Source organism: Hymenobacter terricola, from assembly GCF_017921975.2.
In the GTDB taxonomy this organism is placed as follows: domain Bacteria; phylum Bacteroidota; class Bacteroidia; order Cytophagales; family Hymenobacteraceae; genus Hymenobacter; species Hymenobacter terricola.
This window is the reverse complement of the sequence record NZ_JAGEMO020000080.1, coordinates 1-22,954: the sequence shown is the minus strand read 5'-3', so window position 1 is coordinate 22,954 and position 22,954 is coordinate 1. Positions and strand designations below refer to the sequence as shown.

Genomic DNA, 22,954 nt, shown 5'->3' with positions numbered 1-22,954 from the left:
TCGCCGAGGAGGACCAGGCACTCGCCACCGGCGGCGCGAATGGCGGCGGCCCGGGCTTCGGCCCGCTCGGCGTTGCGGCCCAGGATGGCCACTTTGGCCCCGGCTTCGGCCACGGCCAGCGACATGGACGCGCCCAGCACGCCGGTAGCGCCGGTGATAATCACCACCTTATCGGCTAACGAGAATTGATTGAGGGAAGGCATAGAAATACGGGGTTTGGGGTAGAGATTAATTGTGGTCCGGTCCTACTGCAGTTCCACCGCGCCCTCCAGCCGGATGTCGTCCGAAGCGCTGCCAATCATGAGGTTGAATTTGCCGGGTTCGGCCACCCACTCCAGCGTGGAATTGTAGAAGGCCAGCTTGTCTTTATCGATGGTGAAAGTCACGGTTTTGCTTTCGCCGGGCTTGAGGCTGATTTTGCGGAAGTCCTTCAGCTCCCTGAGTGGCCGGACGAGGGAGGCCACGGGGTCGCGCAGGTAGAGCTGGGCCACTTCCTCGCCGGCCACTTTGCCGGTGTTGGTGAGGGTGAAGCTGACCTGCACCGACTCGCCGGCTTTCAGTTGGGGGCGGCTGATTTTAAGGTCGGAATACGTGAACGCAGTGTAGCTCAGGCCGTAGCCAAAGGCGTAGCGCGGCGTGTTGGGCGCGTCGATGTAGGCCGAGCGGTAGCGGTTTTCACCGGGCTTGAGCAGCGGGCGGCCGGTGTTGTACTGCTGGTTGTAGGCGATGGGAATCTGGCCCACGTTGCGGGGGAAGGTGATGGGCAGCTTGCCGGCGGGGTTGTAGTCGCCGTAGAGCACATCGGCCAGCGCGAGGCCGCCTTCCGAGCCGGGCCACCAGGCGTAGAGAATGGCATCGGCCTGCTCGGCAATGGCGTCAAAAATCAGCGGACGGCCACCGAAAACGACCACGACCACGGGCTTGCCAGTGGCTTTCAAGGCTTTGAAAAGCTCTTCCTGCACCCCGGGCAAATGAATGTCCGTCCGCGACTTGGCCTCACCGGTCATGTCCCAGGTTTCGCCCACGGCCAGCACGATGACGTCGGCGTTTTTGGCGGTGGCCACGGCCTGGTCGAAACCGGCGCGGCTGTCGCCGCTCACGGTGCAGCCTTTGGCGTAGAGCAGCTCGGTGGCTTTGCCGGCGCGCTGGCGCAGGCCGTCGTAGAGCGAGGTGATGCGGGCGGTGTCGGCGTTCACGGTCCAGCTGCCGTCGAGGTCGCGCCTGGACTTGGCGATGGGGCCGATAAGGGCTATTTTGCGCAGCTGGTTTCCCAGCGGCAGGGTGGCGTTTTCGTTTTTCAGCAGCACCAGCGATTTTTGGGCCATCTGGCGGGCGGCGGCGCGGTTTTGCGGGTCGTTCAGCACTTGCTTTTCGCGTTTCTCGTCCGAGAATCGGTAGGCATCGTCGAAGAGGCCCAGCTCGAATTTCTTGCGCAGAATGCGGCGCACGGCATCGTCCACGAGGTCGATTTTCACCCGGCCGTCCTTCACCAGCTGGGCCAGGCTCTGGCTGTAGACGTCGCCTTCCATGTCCATATCGGAACCAGCGGTGACGGCCTTTTTGGCCGCATCAGCTTTATCAGCAGCGTAGCCCCAGGTCACCAGCTCTTTGATGGAGCCCCAGTCGCTCACCACGAAGCCGGGGTACTGCCACTGGCCTTTCAGAATGTCGCGCTGCAGGTAGGCGTTGGAAGTGGCGGGGATGCCGTTCAGCGTGTTGAAGGAGTTCATGAACGTGGCCACGCCGGCATCGGCGGCCGCTTTGAAGGGCGGCAGGTAGGTTTCCCAGAGTTGCTGCGGGCTGAGGTCCACGGCGTTGTAGTCGCGGCCGGCGGTGGCGGCACCGTAGGCGGCGAAATGCTTGGCGCAGGCCATCACGGCATCAGTGCCACCCAATTTTTCGCCCTGAAAACCCAGCACGCGGGCCCTGGCAATCTGCGCGCTGAGGTAGGTGTCCTCGCCCGCGCCTTCCATCACGCGGCCCCAGCGCGGGTCGCGGCCCACGTCCACCATCGGCGCGAAGGTCCAGTGAATGCCGGACGCGGCGGCTTCTCTGGCCGCTACGTGCGCGCCCAGCCGGATGGCGTCGAGGTCCCAGGAAGCGGCCTCGGCCAGCGGAATCGGGAACGTGGTTTGGTAGCCGTGAATGACGTCGAGGCTGAACAGGAGCGGGATTTTGAGGCGCGATTTCAGGGCTTCGGCCTGGATTTCGCGGGTGTCGTGCACGCCCTTCACATTCAGCATCGAGCCCACCTGCCCGTTGCGGATGCTGGTGAGCAGCGTGTTTTTGCGGTCGTTGGCCGGGCCGGTCACTTCGCGGCCAGAATATTGGTTGAGCTGGCCGACTTTCTCTTCCAGCGTCATCTGAGCGAGCAGGTCGGCCACGCGCCGCTCAATATCGGCGGGGCTGGCGGTGGTCGGGGCCGGTTTCTTCTTTTGAGCCATAGCGGCCGGGCCGGGCAACAGCCCGAGAAACAGCAGCGGCAGCAGAAGCTTAGGAAACGAAAAAGTCATTCAGAGTTGCGGAAGAAAAGCCGCCGGAGCGGCTGAAAAAAGAAGTGACGCCGAACCGGCGACCACCGCCACAGCAGCCCCGGCCGGGGCCTCATTTGCAGGTTCCCACCATAATGGCAAGGCGTTGTTCCGGCCGGGGTGCTGTTTTTTCGGTGTTGTAGCGGTTATTTTTTGGGTCGGTAATGGCGCTGGAGCTGCTGCATGGCCGTTGCGTAGCGCCGCCCCAGCAGGCGGGCGGAAACCGCGTTGAAATGGGTGTGGTCGCCAACATCGGCAGTGCCTTCGGCGGTGATGAAGGCGTAGTGCGGCACTTGCTTTTGCAGCCCGGCCACCGCTTCATTGATGCGAATGGCTGCGGCGTTGACGTGGGGCTGGCCGTCGCTACCGGGCCGGTTAATCTGGAATGCGGGCAGCTGGCCCGCCACAAACGGCAGCGCGGGCGCCTGCAAATCGGCCCGCAGCCGCGCAATCAGGGCCATCAGCTTTTCCTGGTACCCGGCACTCTTTTCGGGGCTGCTGTCGGTTTCGCCCTGGTGCCAGACGATGCCGGCCAGCGTGCCCGTGAGCTGGGCAGTTTTGGCGCGGGCCAAAGCATCGTCGTAGGGGTGCGTTTTGGTGTCGGCGAAGTAGGCGCCGGGCGTCCAGGCGTCGATGCCGGAACCACCCACGGCGCACGGAATCAGCCCGATGGTGAGGCTGGTATCCTGCGCCGCCATGTTGCGGCCGAAGGTGAGGCCCGGCCCGATGCCGGCGATGGGTTTATCGAAATGGATGGGGTCTTTGGCCACTTCCCACTGCCCGGCCGGGTTCAGGCGCAGGACGTGGCGGTTGGGCACGGTGTCCTGGGCTTCCACCAGGCCCCGGCCAGCCATATTCGACTGGCCAATAAGCAGGTACAGCTGAAATTTCTCCTTGCGGGCCGGCGGGCTCACCACCTGGCGCAGTTTCGGTTTCAGCGCTTGCGCCCGCAGTCCGGCCACCGGCAGCAGGGCCAGCAGCAACAGATTCAGCAGAAGCGAGCGGGGGGATTTCATGCGTTATTGCGGCTGGCGCTGGTCGAAGAAATCGGCCAGGTGGTACATCTGCTGGTTCAGCTCTTTCATCTTGTCGAGCATGGGCTGGTAGGGCTCCAGGTTGTTGTCCACGATGCCCTTGTTGGCGTTGGTGTTCGAGGGCTCGGCGCCCACCAGCGTGGGGTCGTTGTCCTGGTATTTGAACCAGTGCCAGCCCACGCAATTCTTCGATTCCAGCAAGCCCAGCGTGAAATTCTGGTAGAACAGGCCGCGGTCGGCCTGCGTTTTCACCACCCAACCGGCCCCGGCGGTGTTGGCCAGGCCGGGGGCGCCCTCGCCTTTCACGTACCATTCCGTCACGATAAACGGCTTGCCGGCGAAAATCTCCCAGTCGCGCACCCAGGTTTTCTCGGGCGTCCAGTTGTTGTAGTAGTTAATGCTGATGACATCGAGGTACTTGCCGGCCACCTTCATCATCTCGGGGTAGTAGCGTTGCGCGCCGTGGAAGCGGCAGCCCAGATACATGTGGTTGGGGTCGTACTTTTTCAGGGCCCGGGCCACGATGGAGAAGTAGCGGTCGGCCGCGAAGGCCAGGAAATCCTGCCGGTTCTGGTCGGTGATGGTTTCGGGGGTGACGTTGTGCTCGTCGGCCCACTTCTTGGCGGCCACGTAGCCGGGCTCGGTCACGGGCAGCTTCAGGTAGCCGTCGAGGTTTTTGCGCAGCAGCGGCATCTCGTTATCCGAGAAATAGCCGAAGAGGTTCTTGTCCTTCTTGGTACTGGCCAGAGCTTTGGCGCGCTCCTCCACGTATTCGGCAAAGCCGGGGTCGAAGGTGAAAATCACGTCGTTGGGGTAGCCTTTGTGGCCGGGCTGCACGTAGGTGCCGCCGCGCTTATTGCCGTAGCCGCTCATCAAATCGAGGTTGATGGTGTAGGCCAGCGGCTGGTCGGCCTTGGCATTCTCGGCCTGAATCTCCTTGGTGGCCGACCACGCGCCCGCCCCGTTAAACCCATTCGCAAAGAAGAACTTACGCGTAGCCGTCATCCAGCCGGCCAGGTCGCCGTACTTATCTTTCAGCGCCTTTTGGGTGCGCTCGGAGCGGCCGGGCTGCACGTCGTTGGGGGCGTTGTGCAGGAAGTAGTAGCCGTCGGGGTCCACGGCCCACCAGCGCCCCGCAATCTTCTCGACGTGGAAGAAGCCGGTGGCTTTCGTTTTCTTATCCAGCCGCCCGCCGTACTTGTCCAGCTTGATGGTGGCCGGGGTGAAGCCTTGCAGCGTGGCAATGGTGCGCGTGGGGTAATTCTTATAGTCCGAAAAGCCGGCTTTGCCGTCGATTTGGGAGTTGTTGAGGGTCTTTTTGGCGGCGACGCGTAGGGTGTATTCGGCGCTGTCGCGGGACTGGGCGTGGGCAGCGGGCGAGCAGCTGAGCAGCAAACCTGAAGTTAGCAGAAGCTTGCCTGCTGCTTGAACGTCATGCAGAGCGCAGCGAAGCATCCCGCTCGGCATCGTCTTCACGATTGAATTACTACCACACGCGAGAGGCTTCGCTGCGCGCTGCATGACGTTCTTTTTCATCGTTCCCATTATTTCCCGCCATCATATTTCGCCGCCTGCTGCCGGTAGTATTCCTGCAGCACGTAAAACGCCTTCTTCTTCACGCCCGTGCTCGAAATCAACCCCTTGCGGTTGAAGCCATTCTGATACACCGGGTGCTGCCGCCGCGTGGCGCGGAAGTCGGCTAGAATCCAGGGCGTCATGCCGCGCAGTCCTTTGATGGTGCCCAGCATCTTGAGCTGGTTCTGATACAAAGACTCCTGGTATTCCTCGCTCCAGCGGGTTTCGGCGTCGCCGTGGTAGCCGGCCAGCGCATCACCCCCAAACTCGCTGATGAACACCGGCTTGCTGTACTTGATATCGAAGGTGTACTTGGTGATTTCGCTGGGCTTGCCGCCCCAGTACCAGCCGGCGTACTCGTTGAAGCTGGTCAAATCCAGGAACTCGCCCAGCGGGTCGTCGACGTGGATGACGTTATCCGGCGTGCGGTGCAGCTCCAGGGCGGCGGCGATGAGGCGGGTGTCATCCAGGGCGCGGGCTTTCTTCACCAGGTTGGTCATGAAGGTGAGGCGCGGGTCGCTCAGCGGAGTTTCGTTGCCCACGGACCATACTACGATGCTGGCCCGGTTTTTTCCCATCGAAATCAGGTCCGAGAGCTGGGTTTCGGCGTTTTGGTAGGTGGCCGGGTTTTGCCAGGCAATGGTCCAGTACACCGGCACTTCGGCCCACACCAGGAGGCCCATTTCGTCGGCCAGCCTCAGCATGGCTTCGTTGTGCGGGTAGTGGGCCAGGCGCACGTAGTTGCAGCCCAGCTCTTTGGCCCAGGTAAGCAGCATGCGCAAATCACCTTCGCCTCTGGCCCGGCCGGGAATGAGCGGGTTTTCATCGTGGATGGAAATGCCGCGCATGAAGGCCGATTTGCCATTCAGCAAAATGTCCTGGCCCTTGGTCTGGATGGTGCGGAAGCCGATTTTGTCCTGCACCGTTTCGCTGCCGTTGGTGAGCGAAACCGCGTAAAGCTTGGGGCTCTGGGGCGACCATAGTTTCAGCTTCTTGGCCGGGATGCTGAAGGTGGCCCGGCCGTCGCCGTCGGTTTTCAGGATTTGCTTGATGCCGGCTTCGGCGATGTTCAGGGTCACCGATTGGCCGGTTTTGCCTGTCCCGTCCAGTTGTACGTAGCCGGCCAGCTGGCTCATGTTATCCTTGGCCAGCTGCACTTTGTAATCAACGATGAACGTCTCGGGCGCTTCGGCGATGTACACGTCGCGGGTGATGCCGCCGTAGTTCCACCAGTCGGTGTTGATGGTGGGCACGGCGTCGAGGTGGCGGGTGTTGTCGGCCTTCACCACCACGAAGTTGTCGCCGCTGTTCAGCTTGCCGGTCACCTCGTATTGGATGGGCGTGAAGCCGCCCTGGTGCATGCCCAGCTTCTTGCCGTTCAGGTAGATGTGCGATTCGTAGTTAATCGCCCCGAAGTAGATAAAGTACCGCTTGCCGGCCGTGGGCGTAATTTTGAAACTCTTTTTCAGCCAGATGGTGCCTTCGTAATACAGCAGCTTGGGGTCCTGCGAGTTCCAGTCGCCGGGAATCTGCAGGGCGGCCGAGTGGTCGAAATCGTACTCAATCAGCTCGGGCTCTTGGGCGGTGCTGGGCTTGGCGTTGTCGTAGTAGCCGCCCTTGCCGGTGGCCGACTTATCAAACGCCTCGCGGCGGTAGTCATAGAAGCCGTTTTCGTAGGGGTCGATGATGTAGTTCCAGCTGCCGTTGAGGCTGAGCACGCGGCGGGCCGGGGCATTCTGAATGAGGCTGGTCTGGGCTTGGGCGGCGGGGCCAGTAAAGATGCCGGCTACGCCCAACGCAAGGGCCAGCAGCAGCATTTTCATCGGGTTGGGTGGGGTCATAATAACAGAAAGGAAAGAAGACCGGTACGGGCATTGCAAGACTGTAGAGACGCACTATTTTGCGTCTCTACTAGTAGCCCGGGTTCTGGGTCAGAATCGGGTTGGTCTGGATTTCCTGAATCGGAATGGGGAACAGGAGCTGGTGCTTGTCCGGAGCCAGCTGAATGGTGGCGCCCGCAGTGCCGCCGTTATTCCGAATGGTGTACCGGGTGAAGTGGGCATTCATCACGTCGTAGGCGCGGCCGGTGCGCACCAGGTCGAACCAGCGGTGGCCTTCCATGTTGAGCTCCAGGCGGCGCTCGTTTTCAATGGTGAGGCGCAGCGCGGTTTGGTCGGTGGTAATGGGCAGGGCGGGCAGGCCGGCGCGCACGCGGGTGCGGTTCACAAAGGGCACGGCTTCGGCGGGGCGGTTCAGCTCGTTCAGCACCTCGGCGTACATGAGCAGCACGTCGGCGAAGCGCAGCACAATCCAGTCATTGTCGGCGTCGCTGACGGTGGTGGGCGTGTCGAAGTATTTCTTGGTGTAGTACGTGGGGTTGCCGCCCACCGTCACGGGGCCGCCCAGCTCCTGGTTGTAGCGCGTATCGGCCGCGCCGCTCACCGTGAAGGCGTCCACCAGGTCCTTGCGCACGGTATTGTACTGGAAGCCCTGGCCACCCCCGGCCTGCGCGGCCAGCGGGGCAAAGTAGTTGGTGAACGGGCTGCCCGTGCCAAAACCGCCCTTGCTGTAGCGCACGGCGAAGATGATTTCCGCGTTCAGCTCGTTGGCCGTCGAGAAAATATCGGAATAAAGCGGCAGCAGGCGGTAGTTGGTGGCGTTGTCGTAGTCGGCCAGGAAGGATTGTAAGGTGGCCTGGGCGGCCGTGTACTTCTTCTCGGTGAGCTGCACCTTGGCCAGCAGGCCCCGGGCGGCGCCCTTGGTTACGCGGCCCAGGTTGGCGGCGGTGTAGGTGTTGGGCAGGTCGGCGGCGGCCTCGCTCAGGTCCTTCTCAATCTGGGCGTACACGTCGGCCACCGGGGCCCGGCCAAACTTGTAGGCATCGGCGATGGTGGCGATTTCGCCGGTCACCAGCGGCACGTCGCCCCAAATCTGCACGGCGTTGAAATACTCCAGCGCCCGGATGAACTTCATCTCCGCGATGTAGCGGCTGCGGGTGGCAGCGCTGAGCTTCACACCGGCCGCCCGGCTGATGATGATGTTGCAGCGGGCAATGCCGCGGTAGGTCACCGTCCACTGGCTTTGCAGGCGGCCGTTGGCCGAAGTCAGGCTGAAGTAGTCGAATTCGCCCAGGCCCTGGCCTTCCACCACGGCCTGGCTGTTGTCAGAAGGCACTTCGCTGAACACGAACAGGCCGATGTTGCTGCCGGCTTTGCCGTACACGTCCTGGAGCGAAGAATAAGCCGCCGTGACGCCGGTGGCGATGCTCGACGAGTCCTGGTAGGTTTCCGAAGTCGGAATCCGGGTCGGGTCGTTGAGGTCAATAAAATCCTTCTTACAGGAAGTAGTGGTGAGGGTTGCGAGCCCGAGGACGCCCAGCAGGGCGGCTCCGGAAAAGATGCCTTTCAAGTCCATGATACTATACTCGTTGTTAGTTATTAGTTGTCCGCTGTCAGGAATTCGTTGCTGGTTGCCAGGTTTCCTTTATTATAAATTACTGACAACCAACAACTAATAACCAGAAACTCAAAAACCTACGGTGGCCCCGATGGTGATGGTGCGGGCCATGGGGTACGAGCCCTGGTCGACGCCGTAAGTCGGCGTCGTGCTGTTGCCGTAGAGGTTGGCCTCCGGGTTGTAGCCGAAGTACTTGGTGAAGGTGTAGAGGTTTTGGGCGGCTACGTACACGCTGGCGGTGGCCAGGCCGATGTGGCCCACCAGGTCCTTGGGCAGGTTGTAGCGCAGGTTCACGGTGCGCAGGCGCAGGAACGAGCCGTCGTAGATGTAGTGCGAGCTGAACGAGGTGAGCGACGACGGGGCCGAGGCCGTGGCGCGGGGCTCCCAGCCGTTGCCGGGGTCGGCGGCCGAGTGCCAGCGGCCCAGCACGTTGGTGCGGGCGTTGGCCGAGCCGGGGAAGTTGTTCACGTACCGGTCGCCGGCGTAGAGAATATCGTTGCCCTGCGAGCCTTGCAGCGTGATGGCCAGCGAAAAGTCCTTGTAGCCAAAGGTGTTCACCATGCCGTAGGTGAAATCCGGGAACGGGCTGCCGAGCTTGGTGATGTCCTTGGAGTCAATCACGCCGTCGCCGTTCACGTCGGCAAATTTCAGGTCGCCGGGCACCGAGCCGCCCGCGCTCCATTTGGCGCTGGCGTCCACGTCGGCCTGGTCCTTGTACACGCCAATCTGCTGATAGCCGTAGAACGAGCCCAGCGGCTGGCCCGGCAGCACCCGAATGGAGCTAGTGTAGCCAAACACGGCGTCGTAGACAATCTGGTCGGTGGCGCCGCCCAGGGCCAGCACCTCGTTGCGGTTCACCGAAATGTTGGCCGACGTGCTCCAGGTGAAGCCCGTGCCCACGAAGTTGGCCGTGTTCAGCTGGAATTCCAGGCCGCGGTTGCGTACCTCACCCACGTTGTCGAGCGTGCGGTTGGTGAAGCCGATGATGGACGGCACGTTGCGGTTCAGCAGCAGGTCGGTGGTGTTGCGCTGGTACAGGGCGGCGGTCAGGTAAATGCGGTCGCGAAACAGGCCGAGGTCGAAGCCGGCATCCACCTGCGTGTTGGTTTCCCAGGTCAGGTCGCGGATGCTCACGCCATTGGGCGCAAAGCCAAAGGCGCGGGTGCCGGCATTGGCTCCAAACACGTAGTTGGCCGCCGTCTGGTAGCTCTGGTAGGAGTAGTCGCCGATGTTGTTGTTGCCGGTCACGCCGTAGCTGGCGCGCAGCTTCAGCTCGCTGATGGCGGGGAATTGCTTGATGAAATTCTCCTCGCCCACGCGCCAGGCCACGGCCACCGAGGGGAAAGTGGCGTAGCGCTTGTCGGGGCCGAAGCGCGAGGAGCCGTCCGTCCGCACGGCGGCGGTCAGAATGTAGCGGTCCTTAAACGAGTAGTCCACCCGGCCAAATACCGAGGTCAGCGCATTGGCCCCGTACGAGGCCGTGCCGAAGAGCTGGCCCGCGCCGGTTACGTAGTCCACGGCGCTGTTGGTGTAGGTGCCGCTCTGGCCGAAGACGTTGCTGCCCTCGTTGGTGTTGCGCTGGGCCGAGTAGCCGCCGAGCACCGTCACGCTGTGGTCGAGCCCAAAGGTGCGGTTATAGGTCAGCGTGTTTTCCCACACCCAGTTGAAGTTGGTATTGTTGAGCTGGCGGGCGTCGATGTTCGACAGAATCGGGTTGGAAATGTTGGCCGAAGCCTGGGCGTTCGACGGCAGCGTGGCCGGCACGTACCAGTTGCGGCGGTTGGCCAGCACTTCCACGCCCAGGTTGGTGCGGAACGTCAGCCCTTTGACAAGGTTGTAGTCGAGCGCCAGCGTGTTGAGGGCCCGCGCCTGGGTGGTGCGGTCCTGGTACAAATCCAGCGGCGCCACGGGGTTGAACAGGCCCACGCTGATGGCGGTGCCCGTCAGCGGCGGGATGTTGGGGAACATGTTGAGCACCGTCGCATAGTCGCCGTTGGCGATGTGCACCGGGAAGATGGGCGGCGCAATCAGGGCGCTGGTCACGGCGGCCACCTGGTTGCTGGGCCCGCCGTTGTTGAAGGTGGCGCTGTTGAAGCTGCCCGAAGTCGGCTTCGTGTCGGTGCGCGAGAAGGTGGGCGCGAAGCTCAGCGAGAGCTTGATTTTCTTCGATAGCTGCGCGTCGTAATTGGCCCGCAGCGAGAACCGGTCGAAGGCAGTGCCTTTCAGGATGCCCTTCTGGGTAAAGTAGCCGCCCGCGATGTAAAACCGGGATTTATCGGTGCCGCCCGACGCCGAAACCTGGTAGCTGCTCTGGATGCCGGTCTGGAAAATCTCCTTCTGCCAGTCGGTATTGGCCAGCGTGCCGGGGTCCACCAGCAGGGCCGGCTGAATGACGCGGTTGCCGTTGGTGAGCGACTCCTTCAGGTAGTCCAGGTACTGCGGGCCGTCGAGCAGGTCAATCTTTTTCGACACCGTTTGGATGCCGGTGTACACGTTGGCCGAGAACTTCGTTTCGCCGGCCACGCCGCGCTTGGTGGTCACAATCAGGATGCCGTTGCCGCCGCGCGAGCCGTAGATGGCGCAGGCCGCCGCGTCCTTCAGCACCTGAATGGAGAGAATGTCCGACGGCGGAATCTGGTTGAAGCTGTCGGCGTTGTTGAGCGGGTAGCCGTCCACCACGTAGAGCGGGCTGTTGCCGGCCGAAATCGAGCCCAGCCCGCGAATGCGGATGGTGGCCGTGCTGCCCGGCTCGCCCGAGGGCTCCGTAATCTGCGCGCCGGCCACGAGGCCCACCAGCGCTTCGGCGGGCGAGGCCACCGGCACCAGCTCCACGCTTTTGGCCGAGATGGTGGAGATGGAGGTGGCCAGCATCTTGCGTTCCTGGGCGCCGTAGCCCACCACTACCACTTCTTCCAGCCCGTTGGCGTCGGGAGTGAGCGACGCGTTGATGGCCGTGCGGCCGGCCACGGCTTCTTCCTTGGCCGCGTAGCCCACGAAGGTGAAAATCAGGGTCGCGTCATCGGCGGCCTTGATGCTGTATTTGCCGTCGGCATCGGTCTGGGTGCCGTTGCTGGTGCCTTTCACGATGACGTTGACGCCGGGCAGGCTCACGCCTTTTTCATCGAGCACGCGGCCGGTGATGGTGATGTCGGCGCGCACGGCGCGGGACGCGGCCGCCGGGCGGGCGGTGGCCAGGAGCGGGGCACTCAGGCCCAGGCTGAGCGCGGGCAGCAGCACCAGGGGCCGCAGGTAGCGCCGAAAATCGGGTCGTAAAAAATCCGTCATGTGGTGGGTGGGTTTGTGATGGCGATGGAAGGCAGCGGGCCGGCGCGGGCCAGGCTCTGGTAGCGGGCCAGGGGCCCAAAAGGGGCCGTCTGGCTTGGTCAGTGGGGACTTACCCCGCCGTCTGCTCTGCGAATTACCGGATTCTTCCGGGCTATTGAACCTATATTACAGGGCTTTATTTACGCAAACGTTTTCAGTCGGCCCGCGCCGAATGGCCGATTTTTGGGCCCCAACTGTTAGGTTTGTATTTATTGCGGGCTCGCCAATTCTTATTGCAAGTTGCCTTTTCGCTCCCTTAGCTTACTTGTTTCCCTGCCATGACGCCCGTGAACCTAAAGTCGCTGGCCGAGCAGCTCAACCTGTCCATCGCCACGGTTTCCAGGGCGTTACGGGACAGCCACGAAGTTTCGGCCACCACCAAAGCGCGGGTGCGGGCCCTGGCCACGGCCCTGCACTACGAGCCCAACGCCTACGCCAGCAGCCTGCGCCGCAACATCAGCAAGACGATTGGCGTGGTCATTCCCAAGGTGGCCAACCACTTCTTTGCCCTCGCCATCAACGGCATTGAGGAAGTGGCCCGCCATAGCGGCTACCACGTCCTCATCTACCTCACGCACGACGATTACACCCGCGAAGTGGCCATTGTGCAGCACCTCAAAGGCGGCCGGGTCGACGGGCTGCTCATGTCCGTGGCCAGCGGCACCGAGGACTTTGCCCACATCAGAAGCCTGCAGGAAGCCAATCTACCCATAGTATTTTTCGACCGCGTGTGCGCCGAGGTGGCCACCGCCAAAGTCACCACCAACGACTACGAGAGCGGCTTCCAGGCCACCGAGCACCTCATCGCGGCCGGCTGCCGGCACATCGCCCACCTGCTGATTTCCAACAACCTGTCCATTGGCCAGTTCCGGCTGCAAGGCTACCTCGACGCCCTGCTGGCCCACGGCCGCACCCCCGACCCCGAGCTCGTGCTGCACGGCGTGATGGACAACGAGCAGAACGTGGGCCTCATCCGCGAGCTGCTGCTGCGCCGGCCCGATATCGACGGCGTGTTCGCGTCCGTCGAGCGGCTGGCCATCAGCACCTACCACGTTTGCCACGAGCTGGGCCGGCGCATTCCCGAGGACATTAAAATCATCGGCTTCTCCAACCTGGAAGCCGCCGCCCTGCTCGACCCGCCCCTGACCACCATCACCCAGCCCGCGTACGACATCGGCCGCGAAGCCGCCAAAATCCTGCTCCGCGCCATCGAGAAGAAGAAAGCCATTCTGCCCAGCCAAAGCATCGTGCTGAACTCCGAGCTGTTTCAGCGCCGCTCCACGGCCCAGCACTAGCCGGCCGGGGCATCGGCAACGATGGTGATACCCGTCAGCAACTCCTGCTTTTGGCGCAGAAACGACGGGATGCAACAGTTGGCCTGGATGTGGTTCGGGAGGTTATTGCCAAACACCCAACCACAAGAAAGAGGAGCCGCGTGGGCTGATGGCAGAGCTTTGAACGGGCCGCACTGGGGTGTTACCCGCAAGGCAGAAGCCGTAACTACCGGCACTTTAACCACTATTTTCCTACTTGTTCGGCTTTCCAGCGCATGGCCGTAAGCACGCGGGTGTGGCCGCTGGGGTGGTCGAAGAACAGGATTTCCTCCAGCGGGCCGGGGTTGATTTTGCGGTATTCGGAGAGCTTCATGGCCACGGTGGCGAAGCCGTCGGGCTGGCGGGCGGCGTTCAGGCCGAAGGAATCGGCCTCCTGCTCCTGGGTGCGGATGATGGTGTTGAACACCGGCGTGGCCAGGAAGCCGACCACGGCCAGCAGCGCCACCAGCAGCGGCAGCCCGGCCACATCGCCCAGGCCGGTGATGCCCCAACCCGGGCCGTAGCGGCCCAGCAGCCGGTGAAACACGCCGTCAATCCCCCAAAAAATCAGCCCAATTAGCAGCAGGAAAAAGACCAGCATTTTGGGAATGTGGTTCAGCACGTAGTGGCCCAGCTCGTGGCCCATCACGGCCTGGATTTCGGCGGGGGTGCAGCGGTTCAGCAGGTTGTCGTTGAGCGACACGCGAATGGTGCTGCCCAGCCCGCTCACGTTGGCGCTGATGCGCTTGCTCTGCCGGGAGGCGTCGAAGAGGTACACGTTGTTGGCGGGCACGCCGTTGGCGCGGGCCATGCTCAGGATGCCGTCGCGCACCGGCCCGGCCGGCAGCGAGGTGTACTTGTTGAACAGTGGGCTGATGAACACCGGCGACACAAACACCTGCAGCACCAGCGCCACCATGGCAATGCCCGTGGCCCACAGCCAGCCGCGCCGCCCCGTGCGCCGCAACGCCGCGTAGATGGCCAGCAGCACGAGGCTGCCAAACACCACCGACAACCCCAGACCCTTCAGCGCATCCACCAGCCACTCGCCAAACGTCTGGTTCGAGAGGCCGTACTGGTGCTCGCGCACGTAGCCTTCGTACACGCTCAACGGGAAGCTGAGGGCCCAGGCCAGCAGCAGGTACAGCGCAATGTGAGCCAGCCGGCGCAGCCATGGCCGGGGCATTCGCTCGGCCAGCGCCTGCACCCGCCGCCCCAGCCCGAGGCGCAGAAACACGGCCGCCACGCCCAGCGCATACAGCACGTCCCAGAGCTGCAGCCAGTAGCCGCCCTCAAAATAAGCGTCGGATTTGGCCTTCTGGTCCGGCGTAAGGGTGTTGAGGTAGCGCTGGGTGGCGGCTTCTACGTCGAAGGCCGGGCCGGGACGGGCCGCCACCGTGTCAGCGGGCGGCGCGGCGCTGGCGCGGGGCGCGGCCAGCCCCAGCAGGAGCAGCAGGAACAGGAGTTTGTAGAGCATTGCCATTGGGTTGGGTCGTTTTTAATGGAGAAGTAGGACTACGCCGCGCCTCAACCAGCAGGGCGCGGGCGCAAAATACCAACAAGCCTACCATCCAGGCACTATATTCCTACTGGTCAAACCAGTCCGCTCATCAGCCCCCGCTCCCTGATGACAATACGGCAATAAAGTGTATCTTCAATATTCGCTGCTGCCCTACTCTTTGCTACCTGTTGGTCCCCGCCATGTCCCTCCCTCTTTTGTTGAATTCGGAAGTCCTCGACGTGTACCACGACGAGGACAACGCCTGGCTTTACCTCGACTGGAAAGGCCCGCAGGAAGTGGAACGGGTGCAGGCGGCCTGCCGGCACATAACCACCTTTTTGGCAAAGCTGGGCATTCGCAAAGCCCTCAACGACAACACGCACATCACCCAAACCAGCTGGGAGCTGGTGAAATGGGTGGCCTACGACTACCTGCCCGAGGCCGGCCAGGCCGGCCTCGACTACGTGGCCTGGGTGCAAAGCCCCTCCCCCAGCTGCCGCGCCCACGTCGACCTGATGGGCTATTTCGTGGGCCAGAAGCCCCACGTCGCCATTTTCTCGGACATGGCCGCGGCCTATGCCTGGCTCAGCAGCGTGGCAGTGTTGGAGCCGGCTAACCAGCAGTCCGGCCAGCATCACTGAACGGCCCTAGCGCGTCAACTTCCATTCCATGACGTTCTGGCGGCTGTCCCTACACGCTGTCGGACGGGGGAAGCGGCGCAACAACCCACAGTCACTAACGCCGAAACTGCCCTAAGCCGTGAGCTGCCGCAGGCGCAGGTGCTGCAGCAGCAGAATGGTTTTGCCGTCCTGGATTTCGCCCGTGGCCACCATGGCCAGCGCCTGCGGCAAGGTCATTTCCAGCACTTCGATTTCCTCTTCGTCGATGCCGCCGCCGGCCAGCCGCTCGGTGCTGGGCGAGTATTCGGCCAGGTAGAAAAACAGGCGCTCCGTGACGGAGCCGGGGCTCATGTAGGCCTCCAGCACCTTTTCCACGGCGGTGAGGCGGTAGCCGGTTTCCTCCTCCGTTTCGCGCCGGATGGCCACGTCAGGGTGCTCGTCGTCGAGCAGGCCGGCGCAGGTTTCAATCAGCATGCCGGTCGGGTTGCCGTTGAGGAAGGTGGGCAGGCGGAACTGACGGGTCAGGATGACGGTATCGGCGGCCGGGTTGTGCAGCAGGATGGTGGCGCCGTTGCCCCGGTCGTAGGCCTCGCGGGACTGCGTTTCCCAGGTGCCATTTTTTCGGAGATAGTCGAAAGTTATTTTGTGCAGCGTGTACCAGTTGTTGGACAGGACGACCTGTTCGCGCAGGCGAATGTGTTCGTTAAACATGAGCAGTTGTTCGTTTGTGTTCGTTATTGTTTATTTGTGATTACATTGGGTAAGTAACACAAATACAATGAATTTCCAACTCCGCAAGCAGCACCTGCTGGCCACCCTGGAGCAGCACGGCAGCCTGGAAGTGACCGAAACGGCCCGTCAGCTCCAGACCACGCCCATCACCATCCGGCGCGATTTGGCCCACCTCGCCGCCAAGGGCCTGCTGGTGCGCACCCACGGCGGCGCGGTGCGGCCCCACGTAGCCAATGCCCCGGTGGCCTTCCACCGCAAAGCCGCCGCCAACCTGGCCCAGAAGGAGCACATCTGCCGGCTGGCCGCCGCCCAGATTGCCGACGGCGATACCATTTTCATTGATTGCGGCAGCACCACGTTTCCGCTGTGCCCACTTATTCGCCACCGCAAAATCCGGGTGGTTACCAACTCGCTGCCCGTGCTGTTCGAGCTGGCGGGCTCGGCGGTGCAGGTGGTGGTGGCCGGGGGCGAAGTTGACGCCGAGCGGCAGGCCATGCACGGCCTCGTGGCCGTCGAGCAGCTCCGCCGCTACCAGGTCGACAAGGCTTTTCTGGGCGTGGATGGCCTTTCCCTGCGCCGGGGCCTCAGCGCCAACAGCGAGCAGGAAGCCTCCATTAGTCTTGCGGCGGCCGCCGCCGCCCGCCACGTCTACCTGCTCTGCGACGCCAGCAAGCTGGAGCGCGACAAATACTTCCAGTTTGCGCCCCTCTCGCTGGTGGGCACGCTGGTGACGGACCCGGCGGCCCCGGCGGCGCTAGTGGCCCAGTACCGCGAGGCCGGCCTCCTGGTCCTGGTCTAGTGCTTCGGCTCCGCTGCCCCAGTTGGCCCCGGCCGCGCCCCCGTAGCCGGTTCTGTCCGTTCCTTCAGAATAATTCAGCAGTAGTACCGATGTGGCAAGCCGTGGGCAGGGCGGGCTTTACCAGGCAATTGTTTCTAGATTAATACTATATTTAATATAATGGAAACCATGAACCGGAAGCGCATCGCTTATTTCAGCATCAACGACCCACTGGACAAACGGTCGTGGTCGGGCATCACGTACTACCTGGGGCAGACCCTGCAAAAGAACATCGGCGAGGTGGACTTTCTGGGCCCGGTGCCCATTCCGTGGGTGCTCGACAAAACCCTGCGCGGCATGGCCAAATTTGCCCGCCTGGTGTTCAAAACCGAATACATCCCGAAGTACAGCTTGCTGAAAAACGTCTACGCCTCGCTCTATCTGCGGCGGAAGATGCGGGGGCGGCACTACGATTTCCTGCTGGCCCCCGCCGCCGCGTCTGAGCTGGCATATTGCCGCACCCGGCTGCCCATCATCTACTTCGGCGATGCTACTTACCAGCTGTATTCCACGTTCTACAAGAAGGAGTTTGAGAACCTGAACGCCTTTTCGCGCTGGGAAGGCAATTTTCTCGAGCGCAAGGCCTTGCGCAAAAGCGCCCTGGTTATCCTCACCTCGCAGTGGGCCAGCCAATCGGCCATCCGCGACTACGGGGTGAGCGCCGACAAAATCGAAATCATGCAGTTCGGGGCCAATATCGACCAGGTGCCGAGCCGGAATATCATCTTTAAGAAAGAGGAAAACCCCGTCCTGACGCTGTTTTTCCTCTCCGTTGACTGGGAGCGCAAAGGAGGCGACATTGCCTTCGACGCCCTGAAGCACCTGCACGAGCAAGGCATTCCGGCGAAGCTGATTGTGTGCGGCTGCACGCCGCCGCCCGGCATTTCCCATCCTGGCCTGGAAGTAATTCCGTTCCTGAACAAGAACGACGCAGCCGATTTCAACACCTTCGTCGGCCTCTTTTCCAGCGTGCATTTCCTGCTGCTGCCCACCCGCGCCGACTGCACCCCAGTCGTGAACTCCGAAGCGAATGCGTACGGCGTGCCCGTCATCACGACCGATGTGGGGGGCGTGGCGGGCACGGTGCAGGACGGCATCAACGGCTACTGCCTGCCCTTTGCGGCCGGCGGCGCGGAGTACGCCACGCGCATCGCCACCATCTACGCCGATAAAGCGGGCTACCATCGGCTCATCGAATCCAGCCGGGCCCGGTTTGACGAAGAGCTGAACTGGGAGAAATGGGCGGAGAATTTTGCCAGAATCCTGGCCGCGCATCAATTGTAAAGCAAGCCGGCCCAAATCGGTTTCTCACCTATCCGGCGGCAGCGGCAGCAGTGACGCGTAGGGAAGCATGGCTTTTTCGGCGGCATTCAGGTGCTCGGTACGCACCTCGATAATGGTCTGAAAAGCGTCAATTGCCTGTTTTGCGGTTGGCGGCGGGCCCGAGGCCCGGTCGACGATGATGTGCGCCACTTCCGCGCCCAGCCTATTGAAGAGGCGGTAGCGGGCGCTGGTAAACCCGTATTCCAACGATTCGGCGTCCCGGATGCCTTGCCGCAGCACCTGGAAAGACTGCCGGAACAGCCCCAGCGTAATCAGCTTCTCTTGCGTGAGCTGGCGGTCGGTGGCCAGCTTGAGCAGCACGGCTTCTACCCGGCCTTCGGCGCTGCTGGCGCGGGTGAGCAGGTCCCACTTCGTGAGGGGCGGCGCATTGGCGGCCTTGGGCTCATATACTTTCCAGAGCCGCCAGATTTCCTTAAACTCGCCAAACAGCTGCTGAAACTGCATGGCCAGGGACAAGTCGATTTCGCGGGCTTTTTTCCGCAGTTCCCACTCGCCCAGCAGCCAGTAGCCCCCGGCCCAGGTGATGAACAGGATGATGAGCGCCGACACGAACTTCACCAGCTCTTCTTTCACAACATCTTCCAGAATAACAGCGGCCAACATGACGAGCAATGAGTAGAAAGTGGTAATAAATCCTGGCTGGCAGCTTCTCCCCGAGTGGCTTCCCGTACCAACCGGCCCACCGGAGCTTGCCTGCGGCCAGGTTCATAACATTCCAGTAATTAAATATAATGGGTGCCCGCTAAAAACTGACCATCCGCCGCGCCTGGGCCCAAAGCGACTACCGAACCCTGAAGCCCAGCCGCACCCGAATGTATTGCTGCAGCCACACCGGGTACACATTGTAGCCCACGTTGGTGAGCGTGAGCAGCAAGGCCCAGCCCACTTGCCCGTGGGCCAGGGCATACACACTGCTCAGCAGAAAAAACAGGAATGCCCCCACATGAAACCGCTCCTGCTGGTACGTGGTGCGCACCAGCGCCGCTACGGTGGCCCGGGTGCGCACATGCCGGTAGCGCGGGTACCGCCGCCGGATAAGCCGGTTAACGAAATCGCCGTTTTGGGTGACCCGGTTGACCAGCGCCACGCCGGCTTTGCGGTACGGGCCCGGGGTGCGGCTCAGCTGCCAGTAGCCAAACCACGCCACCGGGACCAGGTAGGCCGGCAGACTGGCCGCCAGCAGGCCGTATAGCCACGGCCGCGCCATGTGCTGGTAGCAGAACACGCCGATGGGCGCGAGGCCCAGCACCGACCAGAACACGCTCGGCACCGCATTGGCCAGCACCAGCAGCGCGGGCGAGGGCAGCGCAGTTCTTTTTTCAGCAGCCGGCATGGCAGGAAATTGTAGCGAAGCCGCACTTGTGGCGGCGCAACCAAAATACAAACAAGGCCCTTTCCCAGCCGCGCCTGGATGGAGGTGGCTGGGTGGTGATTCAGTTACTTTCCGTGGGTAACCTCCAAAATGCGGCCATCGCGTTTATTTATTTCGATGTAGGCTGTTCCGCCTACATCATAACGCTTGGGCAGGGAGCCTTCCACTACCCATATTTCATTGTTGACCAGCACTGCTCGAAAAGGCTTCTTTTCTTCAATATGCTCTTTCCCATAAATGGGCACCCACACTGCTTCGGCTATCTGTTTCGCGACCGTGGCATTGGGCACAAATCCAGCGTCTGTCGCGTGGCATGGTTTCGCCGCGAGGGATTTGCGTCGCAATGCAGTGTAGTTCGTTTGTGCAATGGCTATGTTGCTCGTCAGCAGCAACAAACTCCCCAGAAGGCAACCAAAGAAAGATTTCATACCGCAATCTACTGTCCTACCAGCCGCTACTTACCAGTTCACCAGCAACGCTCCTGCGGCCAAAGATGACCTGACTCAGGAATCTCAGGCAGCGGGACGGGCCGAGTCAGCTACCCTTACGCGCTGTACCAGCGCCCGCCCTTGCAGCGCCCGCACCAGCACCGCCACGGCCAGCCCGCCGTAGAGCAGCGCTACCAGCCCGGTGGCCGGCACGCTGAACCGGCCGTACCAGGCCAGCAGGGGCAGCACCTGCAAGGCGTGCATTCCGATGAAGTGGGCCACGCGCAAATCGCCGTGGCGGGTGCTCCAGCCCAGCACGGGCAGGCCGGGGCCGCCGTCGGGGCCGCCCACGGTGTGGCCCTGCCGCGATACAATCAGCCCGCCCTGGAAGGCGAAGACCACGAACAGCCCGATGCCCAGCCGGATGGCCCAGGCATAGGCCGGCGGCAGGCCCGGCAGCGGCGCCCGGCCAAACACCAGCCCGATATAAGCCGTCCACAAGGTCATCACCACGATGGCCACACCCATCGCCACCGAAAGACCCACACCGAACGACGAGCTGACGTTGAAGTGCGAGCGCTGCCCCCGCGCGGCCTGCCCGGCAATGCAAAGCAGTTCGAAGGCCAGCGCGCCCACCACCACCCAGGTATACACCGCCACGGCCGGCCGCGGGCCGAGGTAGCCCAGGTACCAGCCCATCGTCCAGGCAAACAGGGCGATGGAGCCGAAGAACTTGAGCGGCTTCACCCAGGCATTGACGCCCATGACCTGCGTGCGGCTAAGCTGGGTGAGCAAAGCGCACCCCAGCGCCCCGGCCAGGCAGGCCCAGCCGAAGTAGTATAGCGGCGCATTGCGCAGCGCCAGCGTGGCGAGGAACTGGCTTACCATCAGTTGAACGACTGCCGGAATTCCAGCGGCGAGCGGCTGGTTTTGGTCTTGAACAGGCGGCTGAAGGACTGCGAATGCTCGAAACCCAGCGCGTAGGCAATTTCACTCACCGATAAGTCGGTGGTCGAGAGCTGCACTTTGGCCTTTTCAATCAGCTTGTCGTGGATGTGCTGCTGGGTGCTCTGGCCGGTGAGCACCTTGAGCATCCCGCTCAGGTAGTTGGGCGACACGTTTAGCTTATCGGCCACGTACTGCACCGTCGGCAGGCCGGTTTTCACCTGGGCATCGCTGTCGAAATAAGCGGCCAGCACCGCTTCCAGCCGCTGGAGGATTTGGTGGTTCGCTATTTTTCGGGTCAGGAACTGCCGGTGATAAAACCGCTCCGAATAGGTGAGCAGCACGTCGAGCTGGGCAATGATGACGTCCTGGCTGAACTGGTCCATGTTGCCGTGATATTCCTGCTCAAGGTGCTGGATAACCGTGGTCACCTTCCGCTCTTCCTGCTCCGAGAGGCACAGGGCCTCGTTGGCGGCGTAGCTGAAGTATTCGTACTGCTTGATTTTATCGGCCAGCGGCGTGTTCCACAGAAAATCGGGGTGCAGCGCCAGCAGCCAGCCCGATTGGGTGCGCTCGCCCCCCTCGGCCAGCTCAATGCTGAACACCTGGTTGGGGGCAATAAACGAGAGCACGCCTTCGTCAAAATCATACGCCTGCTGCCCGTAGCGCACCTTGCCGGTAAACCCCCGCTTCAGCGAAATGAAGTAGAAATCCGCCACCATGCTCGTCGGCTCGTAGTCAGGCAGCGGCCCGATGCCGGCCAGGTTTATCACGCTGATGAGCGGGTGCGCGGGCTTGGGAAACTGGGCCAGTCGGCAATACTCCGTGATGGTCCTGAATCGATACGGCTGCTTGGTTGCCATGGCCTGTTGCGGGTTATCCTTTGTTGTAAACGGCCGCGAATTCCCGGACGAAATCGGCCAGCTTGACCTTGCCCAGCACGGGCCGGTTGCGGTAGTAATCTTCGTCGACCAGCCCGCTGTGAATGCCGGCATTCATCTCCACGATGCTTTCGGCCCGGGCCTTCGGTATCTTAAACATCTCCAGGCCGCTTTGCATTTGTTTGTCGCTCATGAGGGCCCATTTCAGGTACGGCTTGCCAATGGCCTGGCCCAGGGCACTGGCAATCTGGTTGCAGGTCAGCTCTTCGCTGGCCACGTAGCGCACGTTGCGGCCCGCAAAAGGCGTGGTCAGCTCTTCGGCCACGGCGGCCGCAATATCGAGCGGCGAAACCCAGGGCACTTTGTCGTCGGCCCCATAGTTGGCGGCGATAACGCCGGTTTTGCCGGTCAGCAGGGCCAGCACGCCCGAATAGCGCAGGGTCAGAAAGCGCCCGAGCAGGCCCTGCCCTTTTATCATGGCTGTATAGCTGAACAAATTGGTGTAGAACCCGACGGGCCGCAGGTGGGTAATGGAAACGTCGGCCGGCAGTTCGCGCAGAATGCGCTCGGCGAGGTGATGAAACGCCAGCACGCCATTGCCCTGCGCCAGGTGCGCCCCTACGCTGCTCAAATGAATGACCCGCTGCACGCCCGCCTGCCGGATGGCTTCGGCGTAGGCAGTGGCCAGCTTGCGGGCCTCGGTCATCACGTCGATGGTGGGGTCGAAGTAGTTGAAGGGCGGCAGCATGCAGTACACGGCATCGGCCCCGGCAAAGGTGGCAGCCAGAAAACCAACGTCTTCGATGGTCCCGATGGCGGCCGTCGCGCCCAGCGCCTCAATGGCCCCGCGCTTCTCCGGCTTGCTGCTGATAACGGTGACGGCATGGCCCTGCTGCACCAGCTCCGTGGTGAGGGGCCCGCTGATGTTGCCCAGCGAGCCGGTTACAATGAGTTTCATATTCCTGACTTGGTTGATGGAGGAGGCAAAGTTCCGCCCCACCAAACCGGCCTATGTAGCTCAATCTCGCATTGTTGTAACCAAATCAACTACCCCCAATCG

At 62.3% G+C, this 22,954-nt stretch carries 19 protein-coding genes; 4 read left to right on the top strand and 15 right to left on the bottom strand.

Going from position 1 to position 22,954, the window contains the following annotated elements; translation table 11 throughout:
* The 7 genes from J4G38_RS24365 to J4G38_RS24335 all read right to left on the bottom strand — a co-directional run.
* Window positions 1-203, bottom strand: a 203-nt coding sequence (locus tag J4G38_RS24365; RefSeq protein ID WP_226163788.1) for an SDR family NAD(P)-dependent oxidoreductase, incomplete at its 3' end; no start/stop codon positions are given.
* A 42-nt stretch (window positions 204-245) separates the two neighbouring features.
* Entirely contained in the window at window positions 246-2,513 is a 2,268-nt protein-coding gene (gene bglX, locus J4G38_RS24360) for a beta-glucosidase BglX (protein ID WP_226163786.1), read from the bottom strand.
* Window positions 2,514-2,677: 164 nt separating this feature from the next.
* Window positions 2,678-3,547, bottom strand: a complete 870-nt coding sequence (locus tag J4G38_RS24355; protein WP_210521522.1) for a sialate O-acetylesterase — start codon at window positions 3,545-3,547, stop codon at window positions 2,678-2,680.
* A 3-nt stretch (window positions 3,548-3,550) separates the two neighbouring features.
* Window positions 3,551-4,960, bottom strand: coding sequence for a hypothetical protein (locus tag J4G38_RS24350; protein ID WP_210521521.1), 1,410 nt, complete (start codon window positions 4,958-4,960; stop codon window positions 3,551-3,553).
* A 149-nt stretch (window positions 4,961-5,109) separates the two neighbouring features.
* Window positions 5,110-6,981, bottom strand: a complete 1,872-nt coding sequence (locus tag J4G38_RS24345; RefSeq protein WP_210521520.1) for a glycoside hydrolase family 2 protein — start codon at window positions 6,979-6,981, stop codon at window positions 5,110-5,112.
* A 70-nt stretch (window positions 6,982-7,051) separates the two neighbouring features.
* Window positions 7,052-8,554 carry a RagB/SusD family nutrient uptake outer membrane protein gene (locus J4G38_RS24340; protein ID WP_226163784.1) on the bottom strand — a complete coding sequence of 501 codons (1,503 nt, stop codon included), beginning with the start codon at window positions 8,552-8,554 and terminating at the stop codon, window positions 7,052-7,054.
* Between the two features lie 111 nt (window positions 8,555-8,665).
* A complete protein-coding gene (locus J4G38_RS24335) occupies window positions 8,666-11,881 on the bottom strand; it encodes a SusC/RagA family TonB-linked outer membrane protein (RefSeq protein WP_210521518.1) in 3,216 nt (1,071 codons plus the stop codon).
* A gap of 317 nt (window positions 11,882-12,198) precedes the next feature.
* Here J4G38_RS24335 and J4G38_RS24330 point away from each other — a divergent pair, with 317 nt between their 5' ends.
* The gene (locus tag J4G38_RS24330) at window positions 12,199-13,215 is read left to right on the top strand and encodes a LacI family DNA-binding transcriptional regulator (RefSeq protein WP_210521517.1); all 1,017 of its coding nucleotides are present in this window, start codon (window positions 12,199-12,201) and stop codon (window positions 13,213-13,215) included.
* A 223-nt stretch (window positions 13,216-13,438) separates the two neighbouring features.
* On the opposite strand, the gene J4G38_RS24325 is transcribed toward J4G38_RS24330, so the two are convergent.
* Entirely contained in the window at window positions 13,439-14,710 is a 1,272-nt protein-coding gene (locus J4G38_RS24325; RefSeq protein WP_210521516.1) for a M48 family metallopeptidase, read from the bottom strand.
* A gap of 224 nt (window positions 14,711-14,934) precedes the next feature.
* On the opposite strand from J4G38_RS24325, the gene J4G38_RS24320 reads away from it, so the two are divergent.
* Window positions 14,935-15,375 carry a hypothetical protein gene (locus tag J4G38_RS24320; RefSeq protein ID WP_210521515.1) on the top strand — a complete coding sequence of 147 codons (441 nt, stop codon included), beginning with the start codon at window positions 14,935-14,937 and terminating at the stop codon, window positions 15,373-15,375.
* A 111-nt stretch (window positions 15,376-15,486) separates the two neighbouring features.
* Here the strand turns inward: J4G38_RS24320 and nudK are convergent, their stop codons facing one another.
* Window positions 15,487-16,065 (bottom strand): GDP-mannose pyrophosphatase NudK, encoded by a 579-nt coding sequence (gene nudK, locus J4G38_RS24315; RefSeq protein WP_210521514.1) that lies wholly within the window; start codon window positions 16,063-16,065, stop codon window positions 15,487-15,489.
* A 67-nt stretch (window positions 16,066-16,132) separates the two neighbouring features.
* Between nudK and J4G38_RS24310 the strand changes: the two genes are divergently transcribed.
* Window positions 16,133-16,885, top strand: a complete 753-nt coding sequence (locus tag J4G38_RS24310) for a DeoR/GlpR family DNA-binding transcription regulator (RefSeq protein WP_210521513.1) — start codon at window positions 16,133-16,135, stop codon at window positions 16,883-16,885.
* Between the two features lie 159 nt (window positions 16,886-17,044).
* Window positions 17,045-18,208, top strand: coding sequence for a glycosyltransferase family 4 protein (locus J4G38_RS24305; RefSeq protein WP_210521512.1), 1,164 nt, complete (start codon window positions 17,045-17,047; stop codon window positions 18,206-18,208).
* A 24-nt stretch (window positions 18,209-18,232) separates the two neighbouring features.
* Here the strand turns inward: J4G38_RS24305 and J4G38_RS24300 are convergent, their stop codons facing one another.
* The 6 genes from J4G38_RS24300 to J4G38_RS24275 all read right to left on the bottom strand — a co-directional run bounded on the left by J4G38_RS24300 (window position 18,233) and on the right by J4G38_RS24275 (window position 22,852).
* Window positions 18,233-18,871, bottom strand: a complete 639-nt coding sequence (locus tag J4G38_RS24300; RefSeq protein WP_210521511.1) for a hypothetical protein — start codon at window positions 18,869-18,871, stop codon at window positions 18,233-18,235.
* Window positions 18,872-19,049: 178 nt separating this feature from the next.
* Complete coding sequence (locus J4G38_RS24295; RefSeq protein ID WP_210521510.1) at window positions 19,050-19,601, bottom strand: glycosyl-4,4'-diaponeurosporenoate acyltransferase CrtO family protein; 552 nt, start codon at window positions 19,599-19,601, stop codon at window positions 19,050-19,052.
* A 104-nt stretch (window positions 19,602-19,705) separates the two neighbouring features.
* Entirely contained in the window at window positions 19,706-20,068 is a 363-nt protein-coding gene (locus tag J4G38_RS24290; RefSeq protein ID WP_210521509.1) for a YbbC/YhhH family protein, read from the bottom strand.
* A gap of 84 nt (window positions 20,069-20,152) precedes the next feature.
* Window positions 20,153-20,956 (bottom strand): hypothetical protein, encoded by an 804-nt coding sequence (locus J4G38_RS24285; RefSeq protein ID WP_210521508.1) that lies wholly within the window; start codon window positions 20,954-20,956, stop codon window positions 20,153-20,155.
* Window positions 20,956-21,876, bottom strand: coding sequence for a helix-turn-helix domain-containing protein (locus tag J4G38_RS24280; RefSeq protein ID WP_210521507.1), 921 nt, complete (start codon window positions 21,874-21,876; stop codon window positions 20,956-20,958). Before J4G38_RS24280 ends, J4G38_RS24285 begins: the two co-directional genes overlap by 1 nt.
* A 13-nt stretch (window positions 21,877-21,889) precedes the next feature.
* Window positions 21,890-22,852, bottom strand: coding sequence for an NAD(P)H-binding protein (locus J4G38_RS24275; protein ID WP_210521506.1), 963 nt, complete (start codon window positions 22,850-22,852; stop codon window positions 21,890-21,892).
* Window positions 22,853-22,954: the final 102 nt, after the last annotated feature.